Source organism: Maribacter caenipelagi (genome assembly GCF_004364175.1).
Lineage (GTDB): Bacteria > Bacteroidota > Bacteroidia > Flavobacteriales > Flavobacteriaceae > Maribacter > Maribacter caenipelagi.
In genome coordinates, this window is sequence record NZ_SNZW01000014.1 from 312,329 (window position 1) to 325,103 (window position 12,775).

Genomic DNA, 12,775 nt, shown 5'->3' on the forward strand with positions numbered 1-12,775 from the left:
TTCATGAAGGTGTTGATGGTTTGCCTAGGTAATATATGCAGGTCTCCATTAGCAGAAGGCATTCTAAAAAGTAAAGTTGATGCTGCCAAAATTTATGTTGATTCCGCAGGTACAGGTGGTTACCATATTGGCAATGCTCCCGACCCAAGATCAATTAAGGTAGCTTATGAACATGGATTGGACATAAGCGCTCAAGTTTGCAGAAAATTTGCCGTTTCTGATTTTGATTCTTTTGATGTCATTTATGCCATGGACAAAAGTAACTACAATAATATCATAGGTCTAGCAAGAAATAATGACGATGTAGTAAAAGTGAAGCTAATTTTGAATGAAATTAGTTCTTCAGATAAAGAAGTTCCAGATCCATATTATGATGCCGAAGACGGATTTGAACAAGTTTTTCAAATGATTGACCAAGCTTGCGATAGTATAGCCGCAAGATTACAAAGTAAATAAATGAGCGTGCAAAACGGAAAAATAGGAAAAGTATATTTAATACCTACAACATTAGGTGATATGCCCCCTTTAGAGGTTTTACCAATTTCAATTAAGCAAACAATTGAAAAATTAGACCACTATGTCGTTGAGAATGAAAAGACCGCTCGACATTTCATAAAAAAAATAAGTCCTAGAAAATCTCAACCTAGCTTAAAACTATTTGTCTTAAACAAGTTTACCGAAGCAGCAGAGATTCCTAGTTTTCTGAATCCTTGTTTAGAAGGTTTTGATGTAGGTATACTTTCTGAAGCTGGTTGCCCAGGTATTGCAGATCCTGGTGCTGCCGTGGTTAAAATAGCCCATGACAAGAATATTCAGGTAGTTCCATTAGTAGGTCCGTCTTCTATTCTACTGGCATTAATGGCAAGTGGCATGAACGGTCAAAATTTTGCTTTTAATGGCTACCTACCTATAGATGGTTCTGAGCGGAAAAAATATATCAAAGGCTTAGAACGTAAATCGAAAGAAGACAACCAGTCACAGGTGTTTATTGAAACCCCGTACCGTAACAATAAAATGCTTGAAGAGCTTATTAAAACCTTAGCTCCGAGTACAAGAATATGCGTGGCGGCAGACATTACATTGCCAACCGAATACATTAAAACAAAAACTGCCATAAATTGGAAAAGAGAAAATGTAGATCTACATAAAAGACCTGCTATTTTTATTATTCAGGCATAAAAAAAAACCTTGACAAACAAATGCCAAGGTTTCCCATTTTCATATCTAAGTAAATTCTTAAATTCTCGGATTTCGTTTTGCCTCTACCATAGAGACATCATAACCCGCAAATTTTTTCATATAATTCGAAATACTAGTACCATAACCATCTGAAATCTCCATTCTACCGTGAGACCTTAGATATAGTTTTACATTTCCAGGTCCGGCTAAGTGTGCCGCTGCCAGAATACCAGATTCTGTTACCTGAATTCCGTTCATTTTCACACCAACGTAACGCTTAATATCTTTTCTTAAAATCCACTTGTTTCGAGATGTGTTAACGTGAAATACTTTTTCTTGTAACACAGGATTTTTCAAAAACCCATTACCGTCATAAACACCAACCAGTTCTAGCGTACCTAGCCCAAATTGATATTTTCCTAAATACCCGTAGGTATTAGTAACAAAATAATTGCCTTGAGATTCTTTAAAAGCTAACGCTTCTTTAAAGCCTATAAATTGACTACCAAGAAAGGGGGGAGCGATTTGATAATTTGCCAATATAGCCTCTTCTTGAGGATAAGAAACCAAAAATGATTCCTTCACTTTTAACTGCTTAGGCACTTCAACCGTAAAAGGCTTGAACCCATAACCAGATAAAATAAACATCACAACAAGAGGACAACTTGCTAATATCCATCTTCTCATATCATATATTTCTTAAGACTTACGGCGACTACTATTTGCTTGCTTAAATTTCTGAGGCAAAGGTAGACCTGAAATTATATAAGTTTAAGAAGGTTCTGTTAAAAGAATACAGATTTAGTTAAGAAGTTCTAAAATTCGGATGAAAGCTTACCTATTGATTTTCTGAGCGTTAATCCATCGGATGTACTGCGCTTTATTTCGGTTGTGCTGCGTTAAATTCTCTGCAAACATATGATAACCGAACTTTTCAACATTCGCTACAAAGTAGTAATAATTATGCTTTTTCGGATTCAAAACAGCATCTATTGCCGTAATATCGGGCATTGCGATAGGCCCTGGAGGCAAGCCTGCGTATTTGTAAGTATTATAAGGAGAATCCATCTCTAAATCTTTATACAGGACTCTTTTTATTACGGTATCGAAATTTCCGGTTTCTTTCTTTATGGCATAAATTACAGTAGGGTCTGCCTGCAACAACATTCTCTTTCTTAATCTATTCAAATACACCCCAGCGACCGTTGGTCTTTCATCTACTTTTGCTGTCTCCTTATGAACAATAGACGCTAAAGCAATGACTTCGTTAGGTTTTAAACCAAGCGCACTTGCTTTCTCTTTACGGGTAGCTGTCCAAAAACGATTATATTCTTTCAACATTCTACTTCTAAATGATTCTGCAGATGTATTCCAAAAGAATTCATAACTATTAGGAATATACAATGATATTTTATTGGCATCATCAAATCCGTTTACCTTTAAAAATTCTTTGTCATTGAATGCTGCGACCAATGAAATACTATCGGCCTCGATCTGACTTGCAATTCTTCCCGCTAAATCATTTATATTTTCCTGGTTATTAAAAGATACCTTTACTGGTAAATTTCCACTTCGCAATGAGTTTACAATCTCATTGTTATTCATTCCTTTACCAATCTTATACCTACCTGCTTTTATATTGGTTAAATACCCTTTTCTATCTGCTGCAGATTCAAAAGAATCAAAATCTTCCAAAACAGGGGAAAGTCGTTCTTTTAAATCATCAATGGTAGCATTGGTAGGAATAAATACGATTTCCTCTTCATTACTAAAATTAGTATTTGGAGTAAAAAAAGTACCGTAAGCCATGTACCCAAAAATTCCTCCTCCAATTATACCCAAGAGTACTACACCCAATAAAATTCGTTTGATGCTCATTAACTAATTATTTTTTGTAATAATATTTCATTCTTATAAGTATCCTTAAATCGTACCCAATCTTTTTTAATTCCTATTTCTTGAAAACCCAACTTTTTAAACAAATATAAACTCGGGGCATTTTCCTCTAAAATATTAGCGTAAACTTGCCTTAAACCTAAAACTTCAAACAAGTAATTACACAGCAACGTTATTGCTTCTGCTCCTACTCCTTTATTTCTTTGATTTTTATCAAGTATAACTATACCTATACCTGCACGATGATGATTAGGCTCAAAGTCAAAAACATCTATTAAACCTAAAGTTTGGTGATCTTGAGAACATATGACCAAACGCAATTGCTTTACATCGTAAATATCTCGGTGAGCACTATCTAAATAAAGCTGTAACACGTCTTTAGAATACGGAGTAACCGTACCGCTTACCTCCCAAACATCGGTATCATTCTCAAGCGCATACAGGAAATCGAGGTCTTTTTGTTCTAAAGCCCTTAAATAAATCTGATTTCCTTTTAATGTTACCACGTTAGTTCTCCTTTAAATACTTGCTTCGCTTCTCCCTTTAAATAGATATTATTATAAAAACCTTGCTCTTCTTCAAAAGTAACCTCAAGATTACCCCCAAGTGCATTTACTGCAATAGTTTTATTTTTTGTTTTACCTAAATGATACATACTCAAAGCAACTGCCGTTACCCCTGTACCACATGATAAGGTTTCATCTTCAACGCCACGTTCGTAAGTTCTAATATCAAATCCACCTTCGGCATTTGCTTCCACAAAATTGATATTACTACCTTTTTCACCATAAATACCATAACGCATACGCGCTCCTTCTTTGGCAACATCAAAAGACTTTAATTCCTTCACCATTTGAACATGGTGTGGTGATCCCGTATTCATAAAGAGGGCACTAGATTTCTCTTTTATTTCACTAACGTCTGTCATTTTAAGGCTTACTACATCACCAATAATTGTTGCTTCATGTAAACCATCTACAGCAATAAAAACAGTATCCCTTTTTATAATATCAAGAAAATGAGCAAAAGCTACAATACATCTACCACCATTACCACACATGCTACCTTCATTTCCATCGGCATTAAAATAGACCATTCTAAAGTCGGTAGCCTTATCATTCTCTAACAAAATAAGTCCGTCAGAACCTACTCCGAATCTCCTATGACAGATTTTAGCGATTAATTTGGTATCGTTTTTTGGGAATTGCCCGTTGCGATTATCGATCATCACAAAATCGTTACCTGTACCTTGATATTTATAAAATGTATTTTCCATAGGATAATAAAGACTCAAAGATAGCACATAATTAGGTTTTGTGTGGTAGTTAAAAAGTAGTTAAACGCTTATGGAATAGCATAAAAACAAGTAATTTTGTGTAGAATACGTTAAAACTTTATTGAATATGAAAAGATTAGCAAGTCTCTTGTTAGTATCTGTTTTTGCCGGTGCAATTACATTGGGTGCTTACAAGCTGTTTTTCGAGAAAGAAAATTTCACCATTATCAGTCAAGAAAATAATGGCGGTGTTGTAAATGCAAGCTACACCCCAACGTCAGCAAGAGGTTCTGGCATAAATGAAGTTGACTTTACAACTGCCGCAGAAAATACGGTTAATGCCGTAGTACACGTTAAGAACATTACTCTTAGTAAAGGACCGAAAACTATTTTTGATGTTTTTTATGGTACAGGGGGTACTGCAGTACCACAGGTTGGTACCGGATCAGGAGTTATCATTTCTTCAGACGGATATATTGTAACCAATAATCATGTTATTAATAAAGCAACTCAATTACAGGTTACTTTAAATAATAACAGAACATATAATGCAGAGCTAATTGGTACAGACCCAAATTCTGATATTGCATTGATAAAAATTGATACAAACGAAAAATTACCTTATTTGGCTTTTGGTGATTCTGATCATACCAAAATTGGCGAGTGGGTTTTAGCTGTTGGTAACCCTTTTAATCTAACTTCAACTGTTACCGCAGGTATCGTAAGTGCTAAAGCTCGTAACCTTGGAAAAAACCAATCTTTTATACAAACAGATGCCGCTGTAAATCCTGGTAACTCAGGTGGTGCTTTAGTAAACACGAACGGTGATTTAGTAGGTATTAATACCGCTATTACATCACAAACAGGATCGTACGTAGGCTATTCTTTTGCAGTACCTAGTAATATTGCGAAAAAAGTAGTTCAAGATATTTTAGAATATGGTAATGTTCAAACAGGATTTATGGGTATTAGTCCTGCTCCGGTAAATACTAGAGATGCCATAGAAAAAGGTATCAATAATATTGACGGAGTATATATAGAATTGGTCGAAGATGAATCTGCAGCACAAGAAGCAGGCATTGTAGTTGGTGATATTATTAAAAAAGTCGATGAAATTGACGTTCATAAATATCCTGATTTAACCGGATATCTTTCTACTAAAAGACCGGGAGATACCTTGGCTTTAGTTGTAGATAGAGATAAAGAATTATTAACTCTACCTTTAATTTTGAAAGAAAGACAATCTTTGGTTGTTCCTGAAATGGGCTTAGAAGTAAAAAATCTTACAGAGCACGATAAGAAAGTATATAAAACCAATTCTGGAGTAAAAATTATAGGAGTACCCGAACGATACAGAGGTTATGGCTTATCTGAAAAAGTAATCGTTAAGATAGACGACCATGAAATTGGAAATATCGATGATGCCTATACTGCATTTGGAGGAATTTCTAAATACGGAAAAACAGTTATCTTTATGGTAGGCTCAAACGGAGAACGAGACCGACTAATCTTTCAATAAAAATATAGTATAGAAAATACAGCCTTCGCAAAAACGAAGGCTTTTTTTTGAAAAATATTTATTTTAAGTGGTTAATTTTTCTAGTTTTGTGCGAATTATAAAAATAATCAACTAATTATGGCTCCACAGACCACATTTGAAAAAGAGCTGGCATTTCAAGCAGATCGTAGAAAAGCTACGACTGAATTCATTAAAATCGTAAGTGATTTATGGTATGATAAATCTATTGAAATTGTCCTTTTTAAAAATCAGGTTATTGACAAAAATGTAAGTGACATTATTCACCTACACGAATACGCTGGCGAATTTGTACAGAAACCGATATCTATTTTTGATTCGGCAGAAATTCTTCGCTCTATAGCCGACATGACATTACCACCTTCTAAATTAGATATTGGTAAGTTAACCTACGAATACCACTCTGACACCAACATCTTAAACACCGTAAAGTCTTTTGTAATCGATAAATTACAACTTGCCCAAGATTTTAAGAACATAGAACCCAAAGATGTTGTTTTATACGGATTTGGTCGAATTGGTAGATTAGTTGCCAGAGAGCTAATGTCTAAAACCGGCAAAGGAAACCAACTACGTTTAAGAGCTATTGTAGTAAGAGGTAAACCAAGTATCGAAAATCTTGAAAAAAGAGCCAGTTTACTTAGAACAGATTCTGTTCATGGTATTTTTAATGGTAGTGTAAAGGTTGATTACGCTAACCTAAAACTTATAATAAACGGAACTACTGTACATGTTATTTATGCCAACATGCCAGAGGAAATAGATTATACCGATTACGGTATAAAAAATGCTTTGGTGATTGATAATACCGGTGCATTCAGAACTAAAGAGCAACTAGAAAGACATTTACAGGCAAAAGGCGCTTCAAAAGTATTATTGACTGCACCAGGCAAAGAGGTTGCAAATATTGTTCATGGTGTCAATCATTTAGAATACGACCCAGATGATACTGAAGTTTTTTCAGCAGCTTCTTGTACAACGAATGCGATTACGCCAATTTTAAAAGCGATAGAAGAAACTTTAGGAATCGAAAAAGGTCACCTAGAAACTATACACGCATATACCAACGACCAGAATTTGGTCGATAATATGCACGGTAAATACAGAAGAGGTCGTGCAGCAGGTCTAAATATGGTTATTACCGAAACCGGAGCTGGAAAAGCAGTTACAAAAGCGCTACCATCTTTAAAGGGAAAACTAACTTCTAACGCTATTCGAGTTCCTGTACCTAATGGTTCTTTAGCTATTTTAAATCTTGATGTAAATCAAAAAACCTCTCTTGAAGGTGTTAACACCATGATTAAAAAATACGCTCTCGAAGGTGATTTGGTAGAACAGATTAAATATTCATTGGACAAAGAATTGGTATCCTCCGATATCATAGGTACCTCTGCTCCATCTATTTATGATAGTATGGCGACAATCGTATCAGATTCAGGAAAAAATATTATCCTTTATATATGGTATGACAATGAATATGGTTATTCGCATCAGGTTATTCGCTTAGCAAAATATATCGCGAAAGTTCGTCGTTTTACGTATTATTAATTTTTTTAAAGTATAACATCCATTCATGGATATGCTACGTAGTTAAATAAAGGTTTTTTAGCTTTGTTCTTTATTTTATAATTCAACAATTATAAAGTACTTTAGTCAACTCTAAATTATTCAAATTAACCTAAGAATCTATTACATGAAATTCTATAGAATACTTTTACTACTGGCATTACTTTTAGCTAGTAATGTACAATTTGCGCAAAACGCTGAAGAGGAGAAAGATAAACTATCTCTAGATGAAGGTCCTATTAGCAATCAATTCGATTTTATTGCTAAACGCTCTGGTAATTATAGAGCCGATGGCGTTAGATATGAAGTGGTTAAAGAAACTAATCTTTTTAAGATTCGTAAGAATGTTTTAGATTCTATAGCAGCCATGAACAAAAAGACTGGCGAGCTGAAAGCTACGATTGCAGAACATGAGACTACCATTACTTCTTTAAACAATAAACTAGAAGAAACTACCACTAATTTAGGTGCGGTAACCAAAGAAAAAGATAGTATGTCTTTTCTAGGTATACCTGTTTCTAAAGGAACATACAATTTTGTTCTTTGGACGATTATCGGCGGCTTGTTTCTAACCCTTGGTTTGTTCATCTACAAGTTTAGAAATAGTAATATTTTAACTCAAGAGGCAAAACAAAATCTTTCTGAACTAGAGGTCGAATACGAAGATCACAGAAGAAGATCACTTGAGCGAGAGCAAAAAGTTAGTAGACAACTACAAGATGAGATAAATAAACAGAAGAAAACTAAATAATTAAAAGCTCCTTAATGGAGCTTTTTTTTGATATGAAAAGTATACGTAGAATTACAGAAGCAGAAATTACCGATATTATTCCTCTTTTTGATGCATATAGAGTATTCTATAAGATGGAGTCAGATATTAATGCTGCCGCCAAATTTCTAAAAGATAGAATCACGAAAGAAGAATCCATCATATTCGCAGCCTATGAAGGTGACAAGGCTATCGGTTTTGTACAACTCTTTTATACTTTCTCTTCTGTATCCTTACAAAAGTCTCTTATTTTAAATGATTTGTTTGTTGATGCTAAGTTTAGAGGAGCATCTACTGGAGAACAATTACTGCTGAAAGCACAAGAATTTTGTTGCAAGAAGAATAGATATAAAGGTCTCGCCTTAGAAACCGCCATTGACAATCCCGCTCAAAAATTGTATGAGAAATTAGGATGGGTGAAAGATTACCACGCTTTTCATTACTTTTGGCAGGTTAAATGATGATGTAAAATCAAAAGATGCGAATAGATATTATTACCGTATTACCCGAGTTACTCACTAGCCCATTTGAAGCCTCTATATTAAAAAGAGCTATAGAAAAAGGATTGGTAGAGGTCCACTTTCATAATCTTAGAGATTATACCGAAACGAAATACCGAAATGTTGATGATTATCAATTTGGTGGCGGTGCCGGAATGGTACTCATGATAGAACCAATAGACAAATGTATTACCGATCTAAAATCACAACGCGAATATGATGAGGTTATATATATGACTCCCGATGGCACTACATTAAATCAAAAAATAGCTAACACCATGTCAATGGCAGAAAACATCATTATCCTCTGCGGTCATTATAAAGGTGTTGACCAGCGTGTAAGAGATGCTTTTATTACCAAAGAAATTTCTATAGGAGATTATGTGCTTTCTGGCGGTGAGTTAGGTGCAGCGGTACTTTGCGATTCTATCATTAGATTATTACCCGGTGTATTGAACGATGAAACTTCGGCATTGACAGATACTTTTCAAGACGGATTATTAGCTCCACCTGTCTATACTAGACCAGCGGAATACAAAGGTATGAATGTACCCGATATTCTATTAAGCGGAAACTTTGGCAAGATTGAAGAATGGCGAGAAGATAAAGCGTATGAGCGCACAAAAAAACTTCGTCCGGACTTACTTAAATAACCTAATTTTTAATATTAAAGAAAAACCATATAAATGCTTGTATATTTTAATTTAAATATTATTTTTGCACCCTGTTAGAATAACCTCTGACGATAATCGTGAATGTTGCTTTAATTTAATTCCAATTAACTATACAATGGAATCATTAATAAAATTTGTACAAGACGAGTTCGTAACTAAAAAAGAATTTCCAAAGTTTTCTTCTGGTGACACAATTACTGTGTACTACGAAATTAAGGAAGGTGAAAAAACGAGAACTCAGTTCTTTAAAGGAGTTGTAATACAACGTAGAGGTTCTGGTTCAACAGAAACTTTTACTATCCGTAAAATGTCAGGTACAGTAGGTGTTGAGCGTATCTTCCCTGTTAACTTACCTGCACTTCAAAAAATCGAAGTTAACAAGCGTGGTAAAGTACGTAGATCTAGAATTTACTACTTCCGTGAATTAACTGGTAAGAAAGCTAGAATTAAAGAGATTAGAGGATAAATTTCTCTTCCTAAATTATATATAGCACTGTATCATTTTGATACAGTGCTTTTTTTATGAACATAAGTGAATAACCTATGTTCATAATGTGTTGATTAATAAAAGTTTACAAAAATATGGTTTGAATTACTTTTTTTCGTAAATTAGAATGTGGTTAAGAAATGGAAATGAGAAAACGTTCATTTAATTGCCACTACGAAGTTTACGTTCTATCGTATTATTGTTTGACCAATGCATTTAATGATTATTAAATGAGGTAAATTTTAAGATTATTGGCTGTCGCTTATAAACTAAAAATTAATTGATTTTTAAAAAGACTATATATTAGCTTTTTAATCTTCAATGAAGACAATAAAAAAGAAATGATGTGTAGATGTTAGGTTACGTACCTGAGAATCGAAAAACATTTTAAACGTTGAATCAGTGAAGCGGGTGCAATCAAGGGTTGCCGTTTTAATGAAAAATTAGAACAAACTGTCCGTAAACTTTTTCTAAAAAGCCATATCATTGTATGCGTACATTGATATGGCTTTTGTTATTTAACAATTCTTCCTTCACAGTCTTAAATATTAAGACCACTCCCCGCTTTCAAACTTTTAGAAAATCGTATATTTGTTGCGCTTAAATTAAAACAAACCGCAAATGTCCAAAATTTTTTATACGAAAACAGACGAAGCGCCTGCATTGGCTACAGCGTCTTTTTTACCTATTGTAAAAGCTTTCACTAAATCTTCAGGAATTGAAATTGAAACTAAAGATATCTCTTTAGCTGGTAGAATAGCTGCTACTTTTCCCGAATTTTTAACGAAAGAACAACAGGTGTCCAACGATTTGGAAGAATTGGGCAATATGGCAAAACAGCCAGAAGCGAACATTATCAAATTACCTAACATCAGTGCTTCTGTTCCTCAATTGAATGAAGCTATACAAGAACTACAGTCAAAAGGTTATAAACTACCTAGCTACCCAGATGAGCCTAAGAATGACAAAGAGAGAGAAATTAAGGCGAAATATGACAAAATAAAAGGTAGTGCAGTAAACCCTGTACTACGTGAAGGTAACTCTGACCGTAGAGCACCTAGAGCTGTAAAGAATTACGCAAAACAGAATCCGCACAGTATGGGTGCTTGGAACTCTAGCTCTAAAACTCATGTTGCAACGATGGGCGACGGTGATTTTCAAGCCAATGAAAAATCGTTGACATTGAACAATGCTACATCTGTTCAAATAAAATTAGTTTCAGTAGACTCTGAAACTATCTTAAAAGATAAATTAGCTTTATTAAAGGGTGAAATTATTGACGCCACTGTAATGAGCAAAACAGCTTTACTTGATTTCTTACGAAAAGAAATTACAGATGCTAAAAATCAAGGAGTACTTTTCTCTGTGCATTTAAAAGCTACAATGATGAAAGTTTCTGATCCAATTATTTTTGGGCATGTTGTAGAAACTTTCTTAAAGTCTGTTTTTGAAAAATACGCAGATACATTTGATAAATTAGGTATTAGCCCTAATGACGGTTTAGCCAGTTTATATCAGAAAATTGAAAAACTTCCTACAAGTGAAAAGGATGCTATCAATAAAGATTTAGATGAAGCATTTGCCAACGGACCTGGTTTGGCTATGGTAAATTCTGATAAAGGAATTACCAATCTTCATGTACCCAGCGATATTATTATCGATGCCTCTATGCCGGCAATGATCAGAAATTCTGGTCAAATGTGGAATGCAGAAGGTAAAGCTCAAGATACTAAAGCCGTTATACCAGATAGTAGTTATGCAGGTATTTATTCTGCTACTATAGATTTCTGTAAAGAGCATGGTGCTTTTGACCCTACAACTATGGGAACGGTACCAAATGTTGGTCTTATGGCTCAAAAAGCTGAAGAATATGGTTCTCATGACAAGACTTTTGAAATAAAACAAAGTGGAAAAGTTCAAGTTATTGACCAAGAAACTGGTAAGGTTTTAATAGAGCACCCAGTAAGCGAAGGAGATATTTGGCGTATGTGCCAAGTGAAAGATGCTCCTATTCAAGACTGGGTAAAATTAGCTGTATCAAGAGCTAAGGCTACAAATGACCCTGCTATATTTTGGTTAGACGAAAATAGAGCACACGATGCAGAGTTAATTAAAAAAGTAAATATTTACTTAGCTCAAGAAGATACTAAAGATTTAGACATTCAAATAATGTCACCTATTAAGGCTACTGAATTTACTTTAAAAAGAATGAAAGCTGGTAAGGATACCATTTCTGTATCTGGTAACGTATTACGTGATTACTTAACTGACCTATTTCCTATTTTAGAAGTAGGTACTAGTGCGAAAATGTTGTCAATCGTTCCTTTAATGAATGGCGGCGGACTTTTTGAAACAGGTGCCGGCGGTTCTGCTCCAAAGCACGTAGAGCAATTTACCGAAGAAGGTCACCTTAGATGGGATTCTTTAGGTGAGTTCTTAGCTTTAGGTGTTTCACTTGAATTTTATGGTGAGAAAAATAAAAATGCAGCTGCTAAAATTCTTGGTGATACACTAGATAGTGCTACTGAGAAATTTTTACTAAATGATAAGTCACCTTCAAGAAAGGTAAAGGAAATAGATACAAGAGGTAGTCATTTCTTCTTAGCTAAATATTGGGCAGAAGAATTAGCATTACAAGATGAAAATGCTGAATTGAAATCGATATTTTCAAAAGTAAGTTCTGAAATTAATGAAAATGAATCTCAGATTCTTACTGAATTAATAGATGCTCAAGGTTCTAAACAAGAAATAGGCGGTTATTACAAACCAGACCCTATTCTAGTTGAAAAAGCTATGAGACCAAGCACAACCTTAAATGGTATTTTAAAATCCATTTAATTTTATAATCTTAGTTTAGAAAACACCCTCATTTATTTAGGGTGTTTTTTTTT

Annotated in this window: 13 protein-coding genes; 9 read left to right on the plus strand and 4 right to left on the minus strand. The window is 34.4% G+C overall.

The window, feature by feature from the left end:
* Positions 1–3: 3 nt before the first annotated feature.
* Both DFQ03_RS09425 and DFQ03_RS09430 read left to right on the plus strand, forming a co-directional pair.
* A complete protein-coding gene (locus DFQ03_RS09425) occupies positions 4–456 on the plus strand; it encodes a low molecular weight protein-tyrosine-phosphatase (RefSeq protein WP_133672921.1) in 453 nt (150 codons plus the stop codon).
* Positions 457–1,179: an SAM-dependent methyltransferase gene (locus tag DFQ03_RS09430; protein ID WP_133672922.1), complete on the plus strand. Its 723-nt coding sequence runs from the start codon at positions 457–459 to the stop codon at positions 1,177–1,179. It abuts the gene before it with no gap.
* A 57-nt stretch (positions 1,180–1,236) separates the two neighbouring features.
* On the opposite strand, the gene DFQ03_RS09435 is transcribed toward DFQ03_RS09430, so the two are convergent.
* From DFQ03_RS09435 to dapF, 4 genes are all read right to left on the minus strand, one after another.
* Complete coding sequence (locus DFQ03_RS09435; RefSeq protein WP_133672923.1) at positions 1,237–1,866, minus strand: hypothetical protein; 630 nt, start codon at positions 1,864–1,866, stop codon at positions 1,237–1,239.
* A 147-nt stretch (positions 1,867–2,013) separates the two neighbouring features.
* Positions 2,014–3,057 (minus strand): endolytic transglycosylase MltG, encoded by a 1,044-nt coding sequence (gene mltG / locus DFQ03_RS09440; RefSeq protein WP_133672924.1) that lies wholly within the window; start codon positions 3,055–3,057, stop codon positions 2,014–2,016.
* Positions 3,057–3,581: a GNAT family N-acetyltransferase gene (locus DFQ03_RS09445; RefSeq protein ID WP_133672925.1), complete on the minus strand. Its 525-nt coding sequence runs from the start codon at positions 3,579–3,581 to the stop codon at positions 3,057–3,059. The genes mltG and DFQ03_RS09445 overlap by 1 nt, the downstream gene beginning before the upstream one ends.
* Positions 3,575–4,351, minus strand: coding sequence for a diaminopimelate epimerase (dapF, locus tag DFQ03_RS09450; protein ID WP_133672926.1), 777 nt, complete (start codon positions 4,349–4,351; stop codon positions 3,575–3,577). Before dapF ends, DFQ03_RS09445 begins: the two co-directional genes overlap by 7 nt.
* 127 nt (positions 4,352–4,478) lie before the next feature.
* Here dapF and DFQ03_RS09455 point away from each other — a divergent pair, with 127 nt between their 5' ends.
* From DFQ03_RS09455 to DFQ03_RS09485, 7 genes are all read left to right on the plus strand, one after another.
* Complete coding sequence (locus DFQ03_RS09455) at positions 4,479–5,870, plus strand: S1C family serine protease (RefSeq protein ID WP_133672927.1); 1,392 nt, start codon at positions 4,479–4,481, stop codon at positions 5,868–5,870.
* 117 nt (positions 5,871–5,987) lie between these two features.
* Positions 5,988–7,436 (plus strand): glyceraldehyde-3-phosphate dehydrogenase, encoded by a 1,449-nt coding sequence (locus DFQ03_RS09460; RefSeq protein WP_133672928.1) that lies wholly within the window; start codon positions 5,988–5,990, stop codon positions 7,434–7,436.
* Positions 7,437–7,581: 145 nt separating this feature from the next.
* Complete coding sequence (locus tag DFQ03_RS09465; protein WP_133672929.1) at positions 7,582–8,205, plus strand: tRNA (guanine-N1)-methyltransferase; 624 nt, start codon at positions 7,582–7,584, stop codon at positions 8,203–8,205.
* A gap of 14 nt (positions 8,206–8,219) precedes the next feature.
* Positions 8,220–8,684: a GNAT family N-acetyltransferase gene (locus tag DFQ03_RS09470; protein ID WP_243834469.1), complete on the plus strand. Its 465-nt coding sequence runs from the start codon at positions 8,220–8,222 to the stop codon at positions 8,682–8,684.
* A 17-nt stretch (positions 8,685–8,701) separates the two neighbouring features.
* Positions 8,702–9,376 (plus strand): tRNA (guanosine(37)-N1)-methyltransferase TrmD, encoded by a 675-nt coding sequence (gene trmD / locus DFQ03_RS09475; protein WP_133672930.1) that lies wholly within the window; start codon positions 8,702–8,704, stop codon positions 9,374–9,376.
* A 136-nt stretch (positions 9,377–9,512) separates the two neighbouring features.
* Positions 9,513–9,863 (plus strand): 50S ribosomal protein L19, encoded by a 351-nt coding sequence (gene rplS / locus DFQ03_RS09480; protein WP_133672931.1) that lies wholly within the window; start codon positions 9,513–9,515, stop codon positions 9,861–9,863.
* 642 nt (positions 9,864–10,505) lie between these two features.
* The gene (locus DFQ03_RS09485) at positions 10,506–12,722 is read left to right on the plus strand and encodes an NADP-dependent isocitrate dehydrogenase (RefSeq protein WP_133672932.1); all 2,217 of its coding nucleotides are present in this window, start codon (positions 10,506–10,508) and stop codon (positions 12,720–12,722) included.
* Positions 12,723–12,775: the final 53 nt, after the last annotated feature.